Here is a 19,815-nt window from a genome sequence, read left to right as displayed (position 1 = left end):
TTCAGCGAAATGCAGCCATGCGCCGCACGAGTTCGGGCCAGTCGGCGGGTTGCCAGCCGGTGGCCTGGCGAAAGCGCGTGGAATCGAGCGAGCGGTCGATCACGAGCTGGGCGTCGGGGACGATCTCGGTGTCCTTGCCGTAGGCCTGGCCCACCAGCTTGAGCAGCGAGTACTTGTCGATGGGGGCGGCCGAGACGTGCCACACGCCGCGCAGCTGCGGCGCCGGCAGCACGTGGTCGCGGATCACCGCCGCCAGTTCCACCGTCGGCAGGCCCGAGAAGATGGCCTGGGTGAAGCCCTTGACCGTACCTTGCTGGGCCAGGAACCAGCCCACCAGGCCGTGCGCGCTGTTGCCCAGCTCGTGGCCGATGATCGAGGTGCGCAGCGTCACGGCGTTCGGGTAGTCCACTTCGCCCAGCAGCTTGGAGCGGCCGTACAGGTCCTCGGCGTCGGGGGCGTCGCTTTCCAGGTACATGCCCTTGCGGCCGGTGAACACGCAATCGGTGCTCACGTGCACCAGGCGCGCGCCCACCAGCTCGCACAGGCGCGCCAGCCGGTGCGGCAGCATGGCGTTGATCGGGATGGCGGCCAGCGGGTCCGAAGCGCCGGACAGCTGCTTGACCAGGCCGATGCAGTTGATCACGGCCTGCGGGCGCACGCGCGCGAACAGGGCGGCCAGGCTGTCCTGGTTCTCGACGTCCACGCCAGGGATCAGGCGCGGGGCCAGCTGCTCGGGCAGCTGGCGAATCGACGCCGCCGAGCGAACGGTGCCGTACAATTCGTAACGTGCATCTGCGCTGAGCAGCCGCAGGACGGCGTTGCCCAACATGCCGGTGGCGCCCAGCACCAAGACCTTCATTCGGATTTCCCCCTTCTTGCCAGAGTGCCCCGACTTGGGGCAGGCAGGCAACCTCGGATTATCGCCGACCCGACAGTTGCGCGAATCGCTCGGCCATTCGCCGCGCCAGCAGCCCCGGCTCGAAGTGCTCGAGGTAGTAGCGGCGCCCTGACTCTCCCATCCGTCCCCGCTCCGATGCATCCAGCGCGTGCAGGCGCTCGATGGCCTGCGCCAGCGCGGCTGCATCCTCGGCGGCGCAGACCAGGCCCGCGCCGCTCTCACGCACGATCGCCGCGCCCTCCCCGTCCAGGCTGGCGACGATCGGCCGCCCGCTGGCCAAGTAGGTCTGCACTTTACTCGGGACGGTCTGGGCGAGGATGGGCTGGGCGGCCAGCGTCACCAGCAACGCGGACGCGCGCCGCATCAACGACGGCATCGAGGCCGGCGGGAACTTGCCCGGCAGCTGCACGTTGGCGAGCCCGCGGCGCGCCACCTCGTCCTGCAGCCAGGCCGCGCGGCTGCCCGCGCCGACGAGGACCAGCCGGATGTCCGGCTGGGCCTGCAATCGCTCGGCCGCCGCCAGCACGGTGTCGAGTGCCTGCACGGTGCCCAGGTTGCCGGCGAACACCACGTTGAAGGCGCCCTCGTCCAGCGGCACGACGGGTGCGTCGGCGGCCGAAGACTCCGCCGGCTCGCCCGGGTTGGGGTGGTATTCCACGGGCGTGCGGCCCGCCATGGCCCGCACGGGGGACTCGAACGCATGCGACTGCACCAGCAGCAGGTCGCAGCGGCGGTAGATCCAGCGCACCACCAGGGCGACCAGGCCCAGCACCCGCTTGTTGCGCACGAAGCCCGTGACCTCGAGGCTCTCGGGCCACAGGTCCTGCACCCAGACCGCCAGCCGCGCGCGCTTGATCCACTTCAGGACCACGCCCGCGATGGCCTGCAGGATGGGCGAGGTGCCGTAGACGAAGACCACGTCGAACTGCTGGCCGCGCAGCACCCACGGCCCCAGCAGCGAGGCGCAAGCGAGGAACGACAGGTAGTTGGCGGCCAGCCCCACGGCGCCGCCCCGGCCCCGCGGGACCAGCGGCACACGATGCACGCGGATGCCCTGGTAGTCGTCCACCCGCACGCTGCCTGCCACATACCCCTGGTAGACGGCCCCTTCGGGGTAGTTGGGCTGGCCGGTCAGGACGGTGACTTCGCAGCCCGCCGCCACGAGATCCTGCGCGACCTGGTTGATACGGAACGACTCCGGCCAGAAATGCTGGCTGAGGATCAGGATCTTCATGCGAGCAGGCGCTGGACCAGCTGCTCCGCGGAGTGCACGTGCACCCGCCGGTCCCCGCCCTGCCCCAGGAAACGCAGCACCGCGTCGGCGATCGACCGCGCGGAGGTGGGGTCGAACACCTGGGCCGGCTCGCAGACGTCGCGCACGAAATCCTGCTCGGCCGCCAGCACCGGCACGCCGCAGGCGGCGGCTTCCAGCAGCGGCAGTCCGAACGTCTCCGCCCGCGAGGGGAATAGCAGTGCCGAGCTGGCACGCATCGTGCGCAGGACTTCCTCGCGCGGGATCCGCCCGAGGTTGACGACGTGACCCATGGCCGCCAGCTGGGGCCGTTGCGCCCGCAGCCGGTCCCACTCGTGCGGCTGCAACGTGAGCTGCAGCCGCGGCGTGCACCCCGCCCGCGCCAGCAGCGACCAGGCGTCCACCAGCGTGCCGTGGTTCTTGTGTCCGACCAGTTCGGCCGGATAGAAGAACGATGCGTCCTGGACCGTCGCCGTCGGCGTCGCTGGGCCGGGCGCGGCCTGCACGAGCGCGAACAGGTCGTCGTCCACGAAGGGCTCGACGCGGACCACCGCATCGGGAAGGCGGGCCTGCAGCGCCGCCGCCATGGTCGGCGTCTGGACCCAGAACTCGTGGCAATGGCGCGCCCCCAGGCGGAACCACAGCTTGTCGAGCACGTGGCGCGCCTGGACGAGGATGCGGTAGTCGATCCCGCGGTCCGCCCCGACGAAGTGCGGCGCGTGCACGTAGCAGACCACCCGCACGCCGGGGGCCGGCGCGGCAAGGGGCGGCAGGCTGTTGAAGCACAGCAGGATGTCGCCCGGGCGGGCGCTTCGCGTGAGGCGGCGCAGGCTGGCCAGGCGCGCGACGACGCTTGCAGGCACGCGGTCGACCTCCGTTCCCGCCAGCTGTTCGGGCCACCTGGCGTCGATGGCGGCGCGCTTCAAATGCGGGCCCAGGGCCCGCACGAGGGCCCGGAGCAGCACGAGGCCGCCTCCGATGTGGATGCCGAAGGCGCTCAGGAGAACGGCCGGCGCCGCCGGATCCGCCTGGTGTTGCTTGGCTTCACTCATGTCCGGATGCGAGTCGCGTGCGCGTTCCCCGAGAGACGGTGCATCCAGCCCGCGCACCCGCGCGGCGGATCGCCGCGCCGCTCAGGAGTCCTTGTTGGCCAGGTTCTTGCCCCGGCCGATGCCCAGCGTCTTGGACACCACGTTGCGCAAGGCGTTGTCCATGACGCCGACGGCGCGCTTGACCGACTCGTCGGGGCGGCCGGTGAACGACGTCACGTGGAAGTAGTCCGTCTCGTCGGGCGACACGGTCGAGAAGTAGTAGTTCGAGACGCAGCAGCGCGGCCGATCGACGACCACCGGGCTCACCGAATGCCAGGAGGTCTTGTTCGTCTCCATCACCACGAGGCGGTTGAAGTGGGACACCAGCGTCTTGGGCGTCTTGACGTCGTCGTCCCACAGCTCGAAGTTGCCGCCGTTCTCCAGGGCCCAGTCGGGCGTCACGTAGTACAGCAGGTTGAGCCGGCGATACCGCTCGCGCTTGGCGTCGTGGCTGTTGTCGATGTGGGGGTTGAGGAAGTCGCCCGGGAACATCATCGACAGGCCACCGGCGTACAGGCTCGGATCGGGCTCGAGCTTCGTCATGCCCGTCAGCTGCGACACCTTCTCCACGACGGCCGGGGACTGGAAGGCGTGGGTGATCTCGCCCAGGATGGCGGGGTACTCGGACAGGTCGGCCGAGGTGCGCTTCTTCTCGCGGAACGACTCGCGGTCATGGAAGCCCTGGCCATTGCGCGGAAAGCCTTCGTAGACCATCTGCGCGACGTGCACGGGCAGCACCGCGTCCACCACGAAGTGCCGCGTGCGCGTGCCCTCGGGCTGCGCCCACTGCCGGACGATGCTGTCCCGCTCGGATTCGAGCTTGTCGAGAATCAATGCGGTGAGTTGTGCGCGATCCATCTGGACACCGTCCCGGAAAAGCTGCCGATTGTACCGAGGGGGTCCTGTGCGCCCGCGGGGCCGCGGACCCGTGTGAAGGAGGTCCGATAATCCCGCTGCCGTCCGCCAGCTCGATGCCCCCCGCCGCCACCGAACGCCCGCCCCACCCTGCCACCCCCGGCGGCGTCTTGCAGCGCGACCTGGATGCCGCGTGGGCAGCGCTCGCCGTCGCCTTCGTGGCGGCCGTCGTCTGGTTGGTTCGCGCCCGCCTGGCATGGGCCGTCGATTTCACCGACGAATCCTTCTACCTGGCGATCCCGCTGCGGTTCGCGCTGGGCGACGTGCCCCTGCGCGACGAGCACAACCTCGCACAGTTCGCGGGCCTGCTCACCTACCCCTTGATGCGCGGCTTCCTCGCCGTCACCGGCGGCACCGAGGGCCTCGTGCTCTTCATGCGCCACATGCACCTGCTGTACACGGTCGGCGTGGCCGCGGTGGTGTACTTCGGTGCGCGATCGGTCGTCGGCCGCGCCGAAGCCTGCGTGGCCGCCGCGGTGTGCATCACGTTCGTGCCGTTCAACATCCACGGCCTGAGCTACAACACCATGGGCTGCGGCTTCCTGGCCGCCGGCCTGTTCCTGGCCTTGCGGGCCTGGCTGCAGGAGCGTCGGGCCGCCGCGTGCTGGCTGGCGGCCGGCGTCTGCCTGGCGCTGGCGGCACTGGTCTACCAGACGCTGGCCGTGGGCGTGCTGGCCTTCCTGGCCATCCACCTGACGGCGCTCGGCAAGGAGCGCCGGGGCCGGGCCTTCGCCTGGCTCGCCGCGGGCGCGTGCCTGGTGGTGGCCGCTTTCGTGGCGCTGGTCTTCACCGTCGGCGTCGAAAACGTCGGCCTCCTGCGCAGGTACATGGCGTCGTTCCATGCGCAGGGCGGCGGCGTCGGCAAGCTGGGCGTGGTGCTGGCCGACTTCGTGGCGAAGACGCCTCGCCTGGGCGCGATGCTGCTGGCCGCGGTCATCCTGCTGGCGTTGCGTCGGTCGAAGCCCATCGCCGTCGTGCCGGCGAGCCTGATGCTCCCGGCCCTGCTGTACAGGCAGTACGACTTCGCGAACGGAACGGCAAGCCTGTACTTCGTCACCCTCGTCGCCTGCATCGCCCCGCTACTCGCCGCCGCCCAGCCGCGCAGCGAGCAAACGCGTGCGCTGATGCGCACGGTGTGGTGGCCCTCGATCGTCGCCGGCCTGATCACGGCCTGGTCCAGCAGCAACGGCGCGGTCAACGCATCGATCGGCAGCCTGCCCGCCGTGATCTGCAGCTTGCTGCTGCTGCAGATGCTGTTGCGCGGCGAAGCCGAGGCGGGCCGCGCTCCGGCGCTGGTCACGCGGGCCATCGGGGTCGCGGCGCCCGCGCTGCTCGCTGCCGTTTTCGTCGCCGGGGACTACACGGACTATTACGGCGAGGGCACGCAGCGCAAGAGCCTGACGGCGCGCGTGACCGAAGGCCCCTACCGGGGACTGGCGACCACGCCCGCGAAGCTGCGGCAGCTGGAGGAATTCCGCCAGCGCGTGCAGCCCCTGGTGACGGCGCAGGACCGGGCCCTCGTCTTCGACGGATTTCCCGGCGGCTACCTCCTGCTGGGCCGGCCGATCGCGGCGAACTCCGTGTGGCTGCCGCCGGCTGCGCCCGACGTCGACCGCTCCCTCACCATCGAGCACTGGAAGCAGCGCGCCGCGCCGACCTTGGCCTTCGTCACGCCCAAGGCGGCGGCAAGCGGCGATCCGCTGCTGGCGCAGCTGCCCGAATGGAACTTCGCGCCCGTGGCCCGGACCGAGTTGGGCGTCCTGTACCGGCGGCCCGCGCCGGCGGCGGGTCAGCCCAGCAACGTGCGCTGAGCGGCGAGCACGGCGACCAGCAGCGCGGCCGCGGCGGCCAGCGACGCCGCACCGAGGCCCACGGGGGCCGTTCCCCCGACATGGCGGGTGAGCAGCCAGCGGCCGACGAAGGCGTCCATCAGCAGCCGGATGCTGAACACCGCCGCGGCCCCTGCGGCGCCCCACGTGGGCACGGCCAGCAGCAGGCCGATGGCCAGCACGACCAGGTTGAACACCTGCAAATAGGCCCCTTCGCGCAGGCCGCCACGCACCTGCAGGAGCGAGAAGTTGACCTGCGCGAGCGTGTTGACGCCCAGGCCGACCGCCATCAGCTGCAGCGGCAGGACCGAGGCTTCGCTGAAGTTCTTGCGCAGCCACAGCTGCAGCAACGGCCCGCCGAACACCACCAGGATCAGGGCCGGCAGCACGCCCGCCAGCAGCATCCAGGTCGTCATCTGCCGCACGACGCCGCGCTCCGCCTCCGGCGACTGCGCCGAGGCGGACGCCAGGCGCGGCACGCCGGCGGAAATCACGGCGCCGGAGGAGATCCAGGCTTTGGTCACCACCTCCTGCGCCACCACGTACTGGCCCACCAGGACGGAGGAACCTAGCGCGCCGAGCACGAACCTGTCCAGGTACGACAGCAGCATGGACAGCAGGTTGGTGGCACCGAGCCAGCCGGCCTTGCGCAGGAACAGGGGACGCAAGGCGGCCCGCTCCTGCGCCGGCAGCGGTTGCCGCAGTTGCCTGTCGGTGAAATGACCGGAGGCGGCGAAGTAGGCCACCGCCGCGGCGACCCGGGTGATCACCAGGCTGATGGCCGCCGAGGTCAGGCTGTTGTGGATGTGGAGCGCGGCCAGCGGCGCCAGGAAGATCGCCGCCGCCGCCGGGCCGCGGATGGCATTGGACTGCACGAAGCGCTCCTGGGCCTCGAGCACCGCGCGCGGCGCCTGCATCAGCAGCGTGCAGCCCGCCGACAGGAACACCAGCAGCGTGGACACCGCCAGGTCGATCCTGGACACGTCGTGGTGCCAGGACAGCAGGCCGGCCGCCACGGGCACCCCCAGCACGGCGACGATCACCGCCAGCCAGGCACTGAGCTGGACGCCCACCTGGTAGGGCCGGCGCCAGCCGCCCTGGCCCGCGAACCGGTCCTCGAAGGACAACAGCACGATCGCGCGGGAGATGCCCAGGTCGGCCAGGCCGAAGAAGAAGAGCGCGGCCACCTGCAGCGAGAACACGCCGAAGCCGCCCATCCCCAGCTTGTCGATCAGGAGGGGAACGGAGACGAGGGCGGCGATGGAAGGCAGCACCGTCCCCAGGACATTGCTGCTGATGTTGCGTAGCACGAGGGCGTGAGGGGTGGGGCGCCGCGCACTCTAGCACGCGGGTCCGGGCACGTTAGCCGGCTTGCTGCGCGCCGGCCGGCTGCTGGCCGCTCTCGTCGAGGGGTGATGGCCGCCGCTCGCGCGCGACGAAGAACAGCAGGCCGACCAGGATGAAGAAGGCCCCGCATGTCTCCGCGGTCTGGAACACCTGGTTGTTGGCGGGCACGTAGTAGAAGAGGACGAACAGCAGGTAGGCCAGCACGACCCACAGGTGGCCCCCGCCCTGCAGCGCCCGGCCCCAGGCCAGGCCGAACAGCCAGCCGAACGCCGCGAGCGCGAGCAGCGCGCCGCCGAAGCCGAAATCGGAGGCCAGCCAGGGATAGATGGAATGCCACAGGGACAACATGCCCCAGCCGTGCACGTTCTCCAGCAGGCCCGGCAGCGAGCCCTCGGTGAAGTGCGTCGTGCCGAAGAAGGTGTCGGCGTTGCGCGCCAGGAACATCGAGTTGCCGAAGCCGAAGGTGCTGGTGTGGTCGAGCCCCATGGTCAGCGACAGCGCGTAGTAGCCCTGCCCCAGGTAACGGGTGAGCGATTCCCAGATGATGCGCTGGCTGTCGCCCAGCATCGCCGACAGCCCCGTGTCGCGCCGCGCATAGATCAGCTCCGAGCCGGTGTTGAAGACCCCCAGTTCGCCGACGCCGCCGGCGCGCTGGGCCTGGCCGGCCCCGAAGAACGCCAGGAACAGCACGAACACGATGCCGAACGCCAGCAGCACGGTGCGCCGCGAAACGATCGGCCGCAGCGTCCCCAACCGCACGCCCAGCCACACCAGCCACGGCAGCGTCACGGCAAAGTCGGCGATGCCCTTGTTGGTGCCCGTGGCCACGTAAGTGGCCAGGTGCAGCGCCGATGCGGCCAGGCACGCCACCCTGAGCGTGGGCGAGAGCGTGGACCAGTAGACGACGGTGAGCGGGAGCAGGCCGACGAGCAGCGGGGCCAGGACGATGCGCACGTATTCGACCAGCACGTAGGGATTGCCGGCGGCCAGGCGCTCGAAGTTCTGGTTGTAGACGGCGCCGGCGTTGGTGATGCCCGCCACCACGTCGGGCAGGACGGTGCCGGCGCGCGACAGCGACGTCGGCACCAGCAGCACGAGCGACAGCAGCGCGGCCATCCGGATGAATCCGCGCGTGTCGTCCTGGCGCACCCGCAGCGGCTGCACGGCCTCCAGCCTGTTCCACGCCGCGAGGTAGCCGGCCGCCATGCCGGCCTGCGCGAGCAGGAGGTAGCCGCCCAGCAGCCACGGCTGCTTGACGCCCCAGGGCCAGGGACCGGCGAAGAACAGCACCACCGAGGCGAGCAGGTACAGCTGGAAGAAAGCCAGCGGCGCCAGCCACATCGGGCGCGAGAACGGCGCGGTCATGTCCCCTCGATCAGCGGCGCGTGAGCGAGCGCACCGCGGCGGCCGCGGCGCGCACGGGCTTGCTGACGACGTTGCGCAGCAGGCGCAGCTTGTACGTGGCCGCGGACAGCGGCGGGTGCAGGCGGCAGGCCTGCGCGTACAGCTCGCGGCCGCGGCGCCAGTCGCCGGCGCGAAAGCGGTTGCGCGCGAGGATCAGGTGGGCATGCCCATAGGCCTCGTCCTTGCGGGCGCGGATCGCGGCCGGCACGTCGGGGCGCGCGAAGTAGTCGTCCAGCACCAGCAGGTACTCGCGCGACTGCTGCTCCGACACTTCCTTGTACGACAGCGACTTGGGGTGGAAGCGGTAGCCCGCCAGCGTCTCGGGGAGCAGGACGATGCGCCCCTGCGTGGCCAGCCGCATCCAGAACTCCCGGTCGGGCGCCAGGCGCAGCTCGGGCTTCCATCCGCCCACCGCCTCGAAGGCCGAGCGGCGGAACACCGCACCCGGTCCGATGTAGCACTCCTGCTGCACCACGAGCTCCGCCAGGTCGAACGGGCGGCACACGTTGCGCTTGATGACCCGCGACTGGTCGTCGATCAGGTCGCAGTCCGGGAACACGCAGGCGATCGACGGGTCGGCCTCCAGCGCATCCACCAGCTTGCGCAGCGCGCCGGCGTAGAGGATGTCGTCGGAACTGAGGTAGGCCAGGTACTTGCCCCGGGCCCCGCCCCACGCCTTGTTCAGCGTGCGCACCTGGCCCATGTTGGCCTGCCGCTCGCCCTGGATGCGGCCGGCATAGCGGGCCATCACCGCCGGCGTCTCGTCGGACGAGCCGTCGTCGATGACCAGGTAGTCCATCGGGACGTCCTGGGCCAGCACGCTGTCGATCGTCTCGGCGAGGTACCGGCCCTGGTTGTAGGCCGGGGTCACCATCGTGAGCACCGGCTGGGGCTGGCTCACGTCGGCATCCCCGACGCCTTGCGGCGGCGCAGGAGGCGCGACAGCTTGGCATCGAGCAGCGGGTCGCTCCTGGAGGCATCGAGCCGGCGGTTGAGCACCACCAGCGCGGCGATGAGGAAGATCGACACGATCCAGGTCTTGGCCGCCAGGGACACCGGCCGCGGGAAGGTCGGCCGCTCGGGCGCCGTGGGCGCCTGGCGCACGACCTCCGGCGGGAGTCCCTCCAGGCGCCGGTTCACCAGCTGCAGCGTGGCGAAGAGCTTGTCGCCGGTTTCGCTCAGGTCGGCCAGGCGCACGCGCCCCTCCGACGGGCTGCGCTCACCGGCCGCCAGCGACTTGGTCAGCGACTCCACCGCGGCCTGGATGTTGGCCAGGTTGGCCCGGGTGCGTTCGGCCCGGGCCTGCAGTTCCGCGCGTTCGCGTCCATCGGGCACCGTCGTCTTCAGCCACGCCTGCAGCACGGCGGCCGCGAGCTTCTGCGCTTCGGCCGGCGACGGCCCGTCGGCCTCCAGGCGCACCATGGCTTCCTTGCCGACGGTGGCGTTGATTCTCTCGGCCAGGTCCTCGGCATCACCGGGGAAGGCCTTGGTCGCGACGACCGCATCGAGGACGGTGCGCGACTTCATCATCGACGCGGCCTGGGGCGGCGTGAGGATCGGCGTCTCGTTCTGGTCGCCCGGCGGCACGAGGACGAGGGCGACGCTGGTGTACTGCTTGGGCGCCACCGTGGCAACGCCGAAGACGACGAGCGCCAGCAGGATCGGTGCGATCAGCAGCAGCCGCGCACGCTCGGCCAGCGCCAGCAGGTAGTCCACCAGGCCGAGCCGGCGTTCCACGATCAATGGGGGATGGTTGTCGACGGTGTCCACTTGCGATGGGCCCACTCTCTGAAGTTCGTCACGATGGCGGACCGCCGCGGCGCTGCGCGATGCGCGGCTCGGGCGGTCTGCGCGAGACCCGGAAGGATACACGGCGACGCCCTCGGGGCCTGGCCTGGGCCGGGTCCCTACAATGCCAGGAGCCCCTCCGCCCCCGATGACAAGACATATCGCGATCGACCAGGCAAGCCGCGCCCCAGGGCGCGAACGCTTCGCCGCGATCTTCCGCCCGTCCGCTCGCGGGCCCCGCGCTCGCCGGTTCATGGGATCCCCGTGAGCGTGAAGCTGTCCGTGGTCGCGACCCTCTACCGGTCGGCGCCGTACGTGCAGGAGTTCTGCCGCCGGGCGCGCGAGCAGGCGCGCCTGCTGGCGGGCGAGGATTACGAGATCGTCCTGGTCAATGACGGCTCGCCGGACGAGAGCCTGGACCTGGCACTCGCCGAACACCGGGCCGACCCCCATGTCGTGGTGGTCGACCTGTCGCGCAACTTCGGCCACCACAAGGCGATGATGACCGGGTTGTCGTACGCGCGCGGGGACCTCGTGTTCCTGATCGACAGCGACCTGGAGGAGCTCCCCGAGTGGCTGGGCCCCTTCGCCGAGCAGTTGCAACGGGAGCACTGCGACGTCGTCTACGGCGTCCAGCAGCGGCGCAAGGGCGACCGGTTCGAACAGTTCACCGGCGACTGGTTCTACCGGATCTTCCGCTTCGTGACCGGGGTGGCGCTGCCCGAGAACATCGTCACGGCGCGCCTGATGTCGCGCCGGTACGTGCAGGCCCTGCTGCGCCACGACGAGCGGGAATTCTTCATCGCCGGCCTGTGGCACCTCACCGGCTTCCTGCAGCGCGCGCAGACGGTGACCAAGCTCTCGCACAGCGAGACGACGTACACGCTTCGCCACAAGGTGTCGCTGCTCGTCAACTCGGTCACCTCGTTCAGCAATGCGCCGCTGGTGGCGATCTTCTACCTGGGCGTCACGGTGCTGGCGTTCTCGCTGCTGTACATCGGCTACACGATGCTCGTCTGGCTGACCTCCAGCCGGCCGGTGAGCGGGTATGCATCGCTGATCGCGTCGATCTGGCTGCTCGGCGGACTGACGATCTCCAGCATGGGCGTCCTGGGCATCTATCTCTCGAAGATCTTCTCGGAAGCCAAGCGGCGCCCCTACACCATCGTGCGGGACGTCCACCGGAGGACCTGATGGACGATCAACTGCGGCCGATTGCCGACTACTACACGCGCAAGCTGCGAGAGCACGGCGCGCAGGCCCGTGGCGTCGACTGGAACGGCGAGGAGAGCCAGCTGCTGCGCCTTCGCACCTTGCTCAAGGTGTTCGAGCACGCCGGCCCCGGCCCCATCAACGACCTCGGCTGCGGCTACGGCGCACTGCTGCCGGTGCTCGACGACCTGTTCCCGGGCGTGCCGTATTCCGGCTTCGACCTGTCCCCCGACATGGTCCTCGAGGCACGACGCCTGCACGAGGGTCGCGCCGCCACCCGGTTCGAGGTGGGGTCCCGACCCGACCAGGCCGCCGACTACACGGTGGCCAGCGGCATCTTCAATGTCCGCCTGCAGACGCCCGACGAGCCATGGTGGGCGATCATCACGTCGACCCTGGACGCGATGCACGAGACGAGCCGCCTGGGGTTCGCCTTCAACTGCCTCACGTCGTACTCCGATCCGGAGTACATGCGGCCCTACCTGTACTACGCCGACCCGGCCAGGGTGTTCGATCACTGCAAGCGCCGCTATTCGCGCAACGTCGCGGTCCTGCACGACTACGGGCTGTACGAGTTCACCGTCATCGTGCGACACCTGGAGGCACGGCCATGAGCAAGCAGCCCCTCGTCATCTTCGGTGCCGGCGACATCGCCGAACTCGCGGACTACTACTTCAGCCGGGACTCGGACTACGAGGTCGTGGCCTTCACGGTGGACGCCGCGTACGCCAAGGAGCCGGCCTTCCGCGGCCGCCCGCTGGTGCCGTTCGAGGATCTGGCATCGCGTTTCGCTCCCGCCGAGCATGCCTTCTTCGCCGCCGTGTCCTACAGCGGCCTGAATGCGCTGCGCCGCGACAAGTACCTCGCCGGCAAGGCATTGGGTTACCGGATCGCCAGCTATGTGAGTTCCCGGGCGACGGTCCTCAACGACGGGGCGATCGGAGAGCACTGCTTCATCCTGGAGGACAACACGATCCAGCCGTTCAGCCGGATCGGCGACAACGTCACCCTCTGGAGCGGCAACCACATCGGTCACCACAGCCGGATCGGCGACCATTGCTTCCTGGCCTCGCACATCGTGGTCTCCGGCGGGGTCCAGGTGGGCGATTCCTGCTTCATCGGCGTGAACGCCACGCTGCGCGACCACGTCACGGTCGGCGAGCGCTGCGTGATCGGGGCCAATGCGCTGATCCTCGCGGACGCGGAACCCGAAGGTGTCTACGCGCCGACGGCGACCGAGCGCTCCCGCGTCCCCAGTTCACGGCTGCGCCGTCTCTGACCCCATGGCCTGGCGCAAGCTCGCGCACCTGTACAGCCCCCGCCCGCTGCACGGCAAGCTGAGGACGCACGCTGCCAACCCCGTGCCGCTGCACCTGGGCGGGGACACCTACCGCGTGCTGTTCAATGGCCGGGACGAACGCAACAGGTCTTCCGTCGGCTGGGTGGACATCGACGTGTCCCGCTGCGTGGAGATCGGCGCCTGTGCCGCGCCGCTGTTCGTGCATGGCGAGCCGGGCACCTTCTTCGCCGACGGCATCAGCATCGGCAACGTCTACGCGGTCGGCGACCGCCAGTACCTGCCGTTCATGGGCTGGCGCAACCCGCCGGGGCAGCACTGGTGGGGAGAGCTCGGGCGCTTCGCAGTGAGCCCCGACGGGCAGCTGCGCCTCGACCCGGAAGGGGTCTGGTTCGGGCGCAGTCCCGCCGACCCGATCAGCCTGTCCTATCCGTGGGTCATGCCACTGCCGCAAGGCGGCTGGCGCATGTGGTACGGCTCGACCATCACCTGGGATGCCGGCAACGGCGAAATGGTCCACGTGCTGCGCACGGCGGATTCGAGCGACGGGCGCGCATTCACGCCCATCGACACCACGGTGCCGTACGAAGTCGGCGTCGCGCAGGCCTTCTCGCGACCGGCCGTGGCGCAGCTCGAGGTGGGCGACTACCGCATGTGGTTTTCGGTCCGCTCGGGCCGGGGCGAGAGCTACCGGATCGGTTCGGCCCGCAGCGGTGACCTGCTTCACTGGGAGCCGGTCGCCGCCGACATCGACGTGTCGACGTCAGGGTGGGACGCCGAGATGATCGCCTATCCCTCCGTGTTCCGGCACGAGGGGCGGCTGCTCATGCTTTACAACGGCAACGGCTTCGGCGCCTCGGGCTTCGGACTGGCCGAATGGGCGTGAACCGGTGTCCACACTGCGCCAACTGATCCGCTTCGGCACCGCCGGTGTGCTGACCAACGCCGCCGGCTACGGCGTCTACCTGCTGCTGACGACCCAGTTCGGCCTCGAGCCCAAGCGGACGATGTCGGTGCTGTATGCCGTCGGCGTCCTCCTGTCCTTCGCGGCCAACCGCTACTGGGTGTTCAGCAGTACCGGGCGCCTCGGGCCCGCGTTCGGACGCTTCGCCGCCGGCCATGTGCTGGGTTACGCCACCAACTGGCTCCTGCTCTGGTTCTTCGTCGACCGGCTGGGACAGCCGCATTACATCGTGCAGGCCGTCGCCATCTTCGTGGTCGCCGGCATGATGTTCCTGTACATGCGCTGGGTCGTGTTTCCGCAGGGCACACCGCCGAGGAGCGCGACCTGATGCGAGCGCCCGCCTGTCCGATCTGCGCATCGGCACGTGTCCGGCTGCTGCCCGAGCCCCGGCCCACCTCCATGCGAAGCGACGGCTGGATCGCGCCGCAGCCGCTGCGCAAGGCCAGTTGCCTGTCTTGCGGTTGCGCGTTCCGCCTCGTGCGACGCGAGTTCAGGCGGGCCGTGGCCACGGACGGCTACTCCCTCAACGCGAAGGCCGACAACAGCTTCGACGCGTCGCGCCAGGACGGGTATGCCACCCTGGTCGCCGAGGCCGTGGGCGCCGCGCCGGGAAGTTTCATCGACCTGGGCTGCGGCAACGGCGCCCTGCTCTGCAGGCTGCAGTCGATGTGGCCCCAGGCGCGTGCCGTGGGCGTCGAACCGGCTGCGCTTCCGCGCGCGACGGCGCTTGGCCGGGGCGTGGACGTGCGGGCGGGCCTGGCCGGCGTCGGCCAGGCGGACCTCGTCGTCAGCGTGAACGTGATCGAGCACACGCCCGACCCGGCGGCATTCCTGGCCCAGGTCGCGCGCGCACTGGCCCCTGGCGGCCGATGCGTGCTGGTATGGCCCGCGAGCCGCCCGCCCTCCATGGAGCTGCTGTTCAACGACCACGGCTACACGCTGCCGCGCCACGTCGTCGGCGCCCTGGCGCAGGCGCGCGGGCTGCGCGTGGAGACCGAACTGGCCGCCCCAGCCGGCTTCCAGGGCGTCCTGCTGCGACGGGCGGCCACACGCCGCGCCACGCGGACGCCCCTTCGCCACGTGCGGGAGGCAGTGACGCTGGCACGGCAGCGCGCCGCCTACCTCCGCCGCTGGGGCCGGCTGGACGAGGTCCTGCAAGCCCGCCTCGTGGGAGACCGGGAGCTGGTGGGATTCGGGCTCGGCGAAGCAGCGCAGGCGCTGCGTGCCTATGCGCCGCGCCTGTGGGAGCGGGTGGCCGGCCTGGCCGCCGACGAAGTCGAGGGGCAGCGCGCGATGGACCGGCCCCTGCTTCCCGCGGCGGCGCTCGACCCGAGGCGGCACCAGCTGCTGCTGGCCACCCATCCGCGCGCGCAGCAGCGCCTGGCCGAGCGCTTTGGCGCCGCGGGCTTCCACTGCGTGCGGTGGGACGACATCATCAGGGGTTGAGAGGAACCAAGACCATGGCAGTTCACAGTTACGGCGTGGTGCAGCGCGCGGAGGCCGGGCAGGATCCCCCCTGGCTGGGCGCATGCCTCGAGGATCTCGAGCGGGTCGGATTCGCGGTCCTGCACGACCAGGTTGCGCCCCCCATGCTCGAGCGGCTTCGCCAGGGCCTGGACCGGTTGCTGGCCCAGCAGACGTCCCGGTTCGGCGCGAGCGCCCTGGAAGCGATCGGCGAGTCCGGCCAGGCGCGGGCGTTGTGCAACGAGGACCCCTTGTTCTGGGAGCTCGCCACCTTGCCGATGGTCAACACCGTCGTCGAGCGCCTGCTCGGCCCCGCCGCCATCGTGATGCAGCAGAACGGCGTCGTCATGCCCGCCCGGGCCCAGGAGCACCAGCAGCAGCGCTGGCATCGCGACCTGCCGTACCAGTCGTGGGTTTCGACGGCCCCGATCGCCATCGGCGCGTTGTGCGCCCTGGATGCCTTCAGCGCCGAGACCGGTGCAACGGCGTTTCTTCCTGCCTCGCACCGGTTCGGGGGCTTTCCCAGCGAGCACTTCATCGAACGCTGGCAGCACGGCATCGAGGCGGCGGCCGGCTCGGTGGTGCTGTTCGATGCGATGACCTACCACCGCGGCGGCTCCAACCGCAGCGCGGCGCCCCGCCGCGCCGTGAACACCCTGTTCGGCATCCCACTGCTGGCCCAGCAGGTCACCCTGGTGCCGCCCGCCGGCGCCACGGAGCTCGTGCTGCGCCGTTGCGGCGGCGCGTACGCGCCCGCGCAGAGCGCGGAGGACTACCGTGCGCGCCGCGCCGCCCGCACGAGAAAGGCGACCGATGGTCAATAAGATCGGCTTCAACCGGCCCTTCATGACGGGCCGCGAGCTCGAGTACATCCGCCAGGCGCACGAGAACGCGCACCTGGCCGGCGACGGCCCGTTCACGCGCCGCTGCCACCAGTGGCTCGAGCAGAGCACCGGGTGCGCACGCGCACTGCTCACCCACTCCTGCACGGCGGCACTCGAACTCGCCGCCCTGCTGCTGGACATCCGGCCGGGCGACGAGGTGTTGATGCCCAGCTACACGTTCGTGTCGACCGCCAACGCGTTCGTGCTTCGCGGCGCGACGCCCGTCTTCGTCGACATCCGGGAGGACACGCTCAACCTGGATGAGCGCCTCCTGGAAGCCGCGATCACGCCGCGCACGCGCGCGATCGCCCCTGTCCATTACGCGGGCGTGAGCTGCGAGATGGACACCATCAACGACATCGCGCGCCGCCATGGGCTCGCGGTCGTCGAGGATGCAGCCCAAGGGCTGGGCAGCACCTACAAGGGCCGCGCGCTCGGCGCGTTGGGAACGCTGGGGGCGTTGAGCTTCCACGAGACGAAGAACGTCATCGCCGGCGAAGGCGGGGCGCTGCTGATCAACGATCCCGCCCTCGTCCAGCGCGCCGAGATCATCCGCGAGAAGGGCACCGACCGCAGCCGCTTCTTCCGCGGCGAGGTGGACAAGTACACGTGGCAGGAGGTGGGGTCCTCGTTCCTGCCGAGCGAGCTGATCGCCGCCTTCCTGTGGGCCCAGCTGGAGCAGGCGCAGGACATCACGCGAGCGCGCCTGGAACTCTGGGATGCCTACCACGCCGCCACGGAGCCGCTCGAAGCCGCGGGCCTCCTGCGTCGTCCCGTCGTGCCCGCGGGGTGCGGCCACAACGCGCACATGTACTACGTGCTGCTGGCGCCGGGGACGGACCGGGATGCCGTCCTGGCGACGCTGAAGGCTTCAGGCATCCACTCGGTCTTCCACTACGTGCCCCTGCACTCCTCGCCCGCCGGCCTGCGGCACGGCCGGACGGCCGGGCCATTGCCGGTCACGGACGACGCGAGTGGCCGCCTCGTGCGGCTGCCACTGTGGGTGGGCCTGAGCGCCGACGACGTCGGGCGCATCGTGGACACGCTGGGCAAGGCCGTCGCCGCGGCAAGGGAGAAGGCGGTTGGCTGAAGCTGGAAACAGGCAGGCGCCCACGGCGACCCGTGCACCCGCAGGAGCCTCGTGATGAGCCGCCGCATCGCCATCGTCCAGTCCAACTACCTGCCGTGGAAGGGTTACTTCGACATGATGGCGTCGGTCGACGAGTTCGTGCTGTACGACGACGTGCAGTACACGCGGCGCGACTGGCGCAATCGCAACCAGATCAAGACGCCGCAGGGCCTGCAGTGGCTGACGGTGCCGGTGCGTGTCAAAGGCAAGTACCTGCAGGCGATCCGGGACACCGAAATCGACGACGGCACGCCCTGGGCCGCCGATCACCTGAAGGCGATCTCGCTGAACTACCGGCGGGCGCCGCATTTCGCCGACGTCATGCCCTGGCTCGAGAGCCTCTATGCCGACCTTCCCGCGACACTTTCGCAACTCAATACAAAGCTGCTGCTCGCCATCCGCGACCGCCTGGGGATCGGCACCGCACTGACCAATAGCTCGCAGTACCTGCTGGAGGGCGACAAGTCCGAGCGGCTGGCCTCCATCGCGCAGCAGGCCGGCGCCTCGGTCTATGTCTCCGGCCCCGCCGCGCGCGACTACCTCGACGAATCCGTGTTCCACGCACGCGGCATCACCGTCGAGTGGTTCGACTACGCGGGCTACCCGGACTATCCACAGTTGTGGGACGGCTTCGTGCACCACGTCAGCATCGTCGACTTGCTGCTGAACTGCGGACCCGCGTCGCGCCGGTTCCTCAAGCACACGCGGTGATCTCCCAAGCCGCCACGCAGCAGATGCAGGGCGGACGGCCGGTGCCGCGCATGCCGGTGTTCATGGGCGTCGCACTGCTCCTCGTGGCCTTGGCCTGGGCGGCCTACCCGCCGCAATGGGAGACCAACGACGACGTGGCGATGGCGATGGTGGCGCAGGGGTCCGGCGCAGCCGCCCATCCATCGGCGCAGCTTGTCTTCTCCAACATCGCGTGGGGCGCGATCGTCCAGGCAGTCAGCTCGCCCGGTGGCTGGGGTGGCTACACCATCGGCACCTTCGCCTGCCTGGTCGCCGCCTGCGGTGCGCTCCTCTGGGCCGCCATGGCGTCGGGAGTGGGCGTGACCGGAATGGTCGGGGTGGCCGGGCTCGTGGTGCTGCGCGCGGTTCTCTTTCCACAGTTCACGGTTTCAGCCGGCTTGCTGATGCTGGCCGGCGCGGCCTGCCTGGCGTGGTACCCACGTTCGGGTCGGGTGCCGCTGCTCGGCGCGGCCGTGGTGCTGGTCTTCGTCAGCTACATCGTCCGCCGCGAAGAGTGCGTCCTGGTCCTGGGCGTGCTTGCGCCGGTGCTGCCCTGGCGCACGCTCGCGCGGGACCGCAAGGCGCTCGCGGCAGGGGCGTGCCTCGTCGCCGCGGTCGCCGCGGTTTCCCTGTGGGATGCAGCCAGCTACCGGCGGCCGGCCTGGGACCGCTTCAATGACCTGAACCCCGCCCGCGCGGCCTTCACCGACTATGGCCGCGCCGAGCAGATCAAGGGCCGCCCCGACATCCTGGCCCGCCACGCGCTGTCCGCCAACGATGTCGACCTCGTTGCCGGCTGGTTCTTCGTCGACCGCGTGCTGGCCGACCCCGAGCGCCTGAGAGGCGCGGTCCACGACCTGGGACACGTCGAGCACCTTCGGTCCGACCTGGACAATGCCAGGCAAGGCGTGCAGGCACTGGCGCACCCGCGCCTGCAGTGGATGCTGCTCGCCGCGGTCCTGACCGCCCTGCTCTTCCCCGGCTGGCGGGTTGCCGCCGCATGGGGCTTTTGCGCCTTCGCCCTGGCGCTGATCGGCTTCGCGGGGCGCCCGGGCGTGCTGCGCGTCTACGTGCCGCTCGTGGCCGCCCTGATGCTCGTTCCCTTGCTGCGGCACGCCGAGGCAGCGCGGCCCAACTGGTGGCTGCGCCTGCGCAGGCGCATGGCGGGGACCGGGCTGGCGATCCTCGCCAGCTTCCAGGCTTATGGCGCCATCCAGGAGTCGACCGCACTCACCAGGCACGGGGTGGCGCTGCGACGGGAACTGGGCAACTTCCCGGCCGAGACGGTCGTGGTCTGGGGCGACGTCTTTCCGTTCGAGGAAGCGTATGCCCCCCTCGTGAAACAGGCGGTCGGGACTGCGCCGCGGCTTTACAGCCTCGGGACCTTCACGTTCGCGCCGTTCTCGGTGCCGATGGAGGACGAAGCCCGGGGCCGCGACATGCTGGCGCTGCTGAACGGCAACGAAGGCGTGCTGCTGCTCGCGCAGGACCGGGACGTGGGCCGCCTTGCGATCCACTGCCTGGAGCACTTCGACGGCCGCCTCGAGACCGTGCCGGTGCGCAGCTACTCGTTCGGCCGGCTGCGGCGCGTCTGGTGCCGCACGTGAGGGCT

At 70.4% G+C, this 19,815-nt stretch carries 19 protein-coding genes; 11 read left to right on the top strand and 8 right to left on the bottom strand.

The features are described 5' to 3' along the window. Position 1: 1 nt before the first annotated feature. From AC3ANR_RS04640 to AC3ANR_RS04625, 4 genes are all read right to left on the bottom strand, one after another. Positions 2–859: a dTDP-4-dehydrorhamnose reductase family protein gene (locus AC3ANR_RS04640; protein WP_488290709.1), complete on the bottom strand. Its 858-nt coding sequence runs from the start codon at positions 857–859 to the stop codon at positions 2–4. Between the two features lie 58 nt (positions 860–917). Next, complete coding sequence (locus AC3ANR_RS04635) at positions 918–2,132, bottom strand: glycosyltransferase family 4 protein (RefSeq protein ID WP_488290708.1); 1,215 nt, start codon at positions 2,130–2,132, stop codon at positions 918–920. Then, positions 2,129–3,202 carry a glycosyltransferase gene (locus AC3ANR_RS04630; RefSeq protein ID WP_488290707.1) on the bottom strand — a complete coding sequence of 358 codons (1,074 nt, stop codon included), beginning with the start codon at positions 3,200–3,202 and terminating at the stop codon, positions 2,129–2,131. Before AC3ANR_RS04630 ends, AC3ANR_RS04635 begins: the two co-directional genes overlap by 4 nt. 81 nt (positions 3,203–3,283) lie before the next feature. Next, entirely contained in the window at positions 3,284–4,099 is an 816-nt protein-coding gene (locus AC3ANR_RS04625) for a 2OG-Fe(II) oxygenase (protein WP_488290706.1), read from the bottom strand. 167 nt (positions 4,100–4,266) lie between these two features. On the opposite strand from AC3ANR_RS04625, the gene AC3ANR_RS04620 reads away from it, so the two are divergent. Then, a complete protein-coding gene (locus AC3ANR_RS04620) occupies positions 4,267–5,967 on the top strand; it encodes a hypothetical protein (RefSeq protein ID WP_488290705.1) in 1,701 nt (566 codons plus the stop codon). Here the strand turns inward: AC3ANR_RS04620 and AC3ANR_RS04615 are convergent. The 4 genes from AC3ANR_RS04615 to AC3ANR_RS04600 are packed head-to-tail and all read right to left on the bottom strand — an operon-like array spanning position 5,946 to position 10,506. Further along, positions 5,946–7,295, bottom strand: a complete 1,350-nt coding sequence (locus tag AC3ANR_RS04615) for an oligosaccharide flippase family protein (protein ID WP_488290704.1) — start codon at positions 7,293–7,295, stop codon at positions 5,946–5,948. The two genes, AC3ANR_RS04620 and AC3ANR_RS04615, sit on opposite strands and share 22 nt — an antisense overlap. 52 nt (positions 7,296–7,347) lie before the next feature. Beyond that, positions 7,348–8,697: a hypothetical protein gene (locus AC3ANR_RS04610; RefSeq protein ID WP_488290703.1), complete on the bottom strand. Its 1,350-nt coding sequence runs from the start codon at positions 8,695–8,697 to the stop codon at positions 7,348–7,350. A gap of 10 nt (positions 8,698–8,707) precedes the next feature. Continuing rightward, complete coding sequence (locus AC3ANR_RS04605) at positions 8,708–9,637, bottom strand: glycosyltransferase (protein ID WP_488290702.1); 930 nt, start codon at positions 9,635–9,637, stop codon at positions 8,708–8,710. Further along, on the bottom strand, positions 9,634–10,506 hold the full coding sequence (locus AC3ANR_RS04600; RefSeq protein WP_488290701.1) for a Wzz/FepE/Etk N-terminal domain-containing protein: 873 nt from the start codon (positions 10,504–10,506) through the stop codon (positions 9,634–9,636). The genes AC3ANR_RS04605 and AC3ANR_RS04600 overlap by 4 nt, the downstream gene beginning before the upstream one ends. Positions 10,507–10,788: 282 nt before the next feature. Here AC3ANR_RS04600 and AC3ANR_RS04595 point away from each other — a divergent pair, with 282 nt between their 5' ends. From AC3ANR_RS04595 to AC3ANR_RS04550, 10 genes are read left to right on the top strand one after another with little or no spacing between them, the layout of a single operon-like run. Further along, positions 10,789–11,718: a glycosyltransferase family 2 protein gene (locus AC3ANR_RS04595; RefSeq protein ID WP_488290700.1), complete on the top strand. Its 930-nt coding sequence runs from the start codon at positions 10,789–10,791 to the stop codon at positions 11,716–11,718. Further along, on the top strand, positions 11,718–12,350 hold the full coding sequence (locus tag AC3ANR_RS04590; RefSeq protein ID WP_488290699.1) for a class I SAM-dependent methyltransferase: 633 nt from the start codon (positions 11,718–11,720) through the stop codon (positions 12,348–12,350). Before AC3ANR_RS04595 ends, AC3ANR_RS04590 begins: the two co-directional genes overlap by 1 nt. Then, entirely contained in the window at positions 12,347–13,015 is a 669-nt protein-coding gene (locus AC3ANR_RS04585) for an acetyltransferase (protein WP_488290698.1), read from the top strand. The genes AC3ANR_RS04590 and AC3ANR_RS04585 overlap by 4 nt, the downstream gene beginning before the upstream one ends. 4 nt (positions 13,016–13,019) lie before the next feature. Then, positions 13,020–13,919: a glycoside hydrolase family protein gene (locus AC3ANR_RS04580; RefSeq protein WP_488290697.1), complete on the top strand. Its 900-nt coding sequence runs from the start codon at positions 13,020–13,022 to the stop codon at positions 13,917–13,919. 4 nt (positions 13,920–13,923) lie between these two features. Next, positions 13,924–14,325, top strand: a complete 402-nt coding sequence (locus tag AC3ANR_RS04575) for a GtrA family protein (RefSeq protein WP_488290696.1) — start codon at positions 13,924–13,926, stop codon at positions 14,323–14,325. Next, positions 14,325–15,443 carry a class I SAM-dependent methyltransferase gene (locus AC3ANR_RS04570; RefSeq protein WP_488290695.1) on the top strand — a complete coding sequence of 373 codons (1,119 nt, stop codon included), beginning with the start codon at positions 14,325–14,327 and terminating at the stop codon, positions 15,441–15,443. The genes AC3ANR_RS04575 and AC3ANR_RS04570 overlap by 1 nt, the downstream gene beginning before the upstream one ends. Beyond that, positions 15,440–16,285, top strand: coding sequence for a phytanoyl-CoA dioxygenase family protein (locus AC3ANR_RS04565; RefSeq protein WP_488290694.1), 846 nt, complete (start codon positions 15,440–15,442; stop codon positions 16,283–16,285). The genes AC3ANR_RS04570 and AC3ANR_RS04565 overlap by 4 nt, the downstream gene beginning before the upstream one ends. Further along, positions 16,275–17,435 (top strand): dTDP-4-amino-4,6-dideoxygalactose transaminase, encoded by a 1,161-nt coding sequence (gene rffA, locus AC3ANR_RS04560; RefSeq protein WP_488290693.1) that lies wholly within the window; start codon positions 16,275–16,277, stop codon positions 17,433–17,435. The genes AC3ANR_RS04565 and rffA overlap by 11 nt, the downstream gene beginning before the upstream one ends. Before the next feature lie 54 nt (positions 17,436–17,489). Next, entirely contained in the window at positions 17,490–18,185 is a 696-nt protein-coding gene (locus AC3ANR_RS04555; RefSeq protein WP_488290692.1) for a WbqC family protein, read from the top strand. Further along, positions 18,182–19,810, top strand: coding sequence for a hypothetical protein (locus tag AC3ANR_RS04550; RefSeq protein WP_488290691.1), 1,629 nt, complete (start codon positions 18,182–18,184; stop codon positions 19,808–19,810). Before AC3ANR_RS04555 ends, AC3ANR_RS04550 begins: the two co-directional genes overlap by 4 nt. Positions 19,811–19,815 lie beyond the last annotated feature (5 nt).

The organism is Ramlibacter sp. JJN2-2R (genome assembly GCF_057747835.1).
This window is presented reverse-complemented; position numbering and strand designations above follow the sequence as displayed.

What these genes read in the sequence shown, in the direction of transcription:
- AC3ANR_RS04630 (WP_488290707.1), bottom strand. Translation starts at nt 3,202, where the DNA reads ATGAGTGAAGCCAAGCAACACCAGGCGGATCCGGCGGCGCCGGCCGTT.
- AC3ANR_RS04570 (WP_488290695.1), top strand. Translation starts at nt 14,325, where the DNA reads ATGCGAGCGCCCGCCTGTCCGATCTGCGCATCGGCACGTGTCCGGCTG.
- AC3ANR_RS04610 (WP_488290703.1), bottom strand. Translation starts at nt 8,697, where the DNA reads ATGACCGCGCCGTTCTCGCGCCCGATGTGGCTGGCGCCGCTGGCTTTC.
- AC3ANR_RS04625 (WP_488290706.1), bottom strand. Translation starts at nt 4,099, where the DNA reads ATGGATCGCGCACAACTCACCGCATTGATTCTCGACAAGCTCGAATCC.
- AC3ANR_RS04555 (WP_488290692.1), top strand. Translation starts at nt 17,490, where the DNA reads ATGAGCCGCCGCATCGCCATCGTCCAGTCCAACTACCTGCCGTGGAAG.
- AC3ANR_RS04640 (WP_488290709.1), bottom strand. Translation starts at nt 859, where the DNA reads ATGAAGGTCTTGGTGCTGGGCGCCACCGGCATGTTGGGCAACGCCGTC.
- AC3ANR_RS04590 (WP_488290699.1), top strand. Translation starts at nt 11,718, where the DNA reads ATGGACGATCAACTGCGGCCGATTGCCGACTACTACACGCGCAAGCTG.
- AC3ANR_RS04585 (WP_488290698.1), top strand. Translation starts at nt 12,347, where the DNA reads ATGAGCAAGCAGCCCCTCGTCATCTTCGGTGCCGGCGACATCGCCGAA.
- AC3ANR_RS04580 (WP_488290697.1), top strand. Translation starts at nt 13,020, where the DNA reads ATGGCCTGGCGCAAGCTCGCGCACCTGTACAGCCCCCGCCCGCTGCAC.
- AC3ANR_RS04635 (WP_488290708.1), bottom strand. Translation starts at nt 2,132, where the DNA reads ATGAAGATCCTGATCCTCAGCCAGCATTTCTGGCCGGAGTCGTTCCGT.
- rffA (WP_488290693.1), top strand. Translation starts at nt 16,275, where the DNA reads ATGGTCAATAAGATCGGCTTCAACCGGCCCTTCATGACGGGCCGCGAG.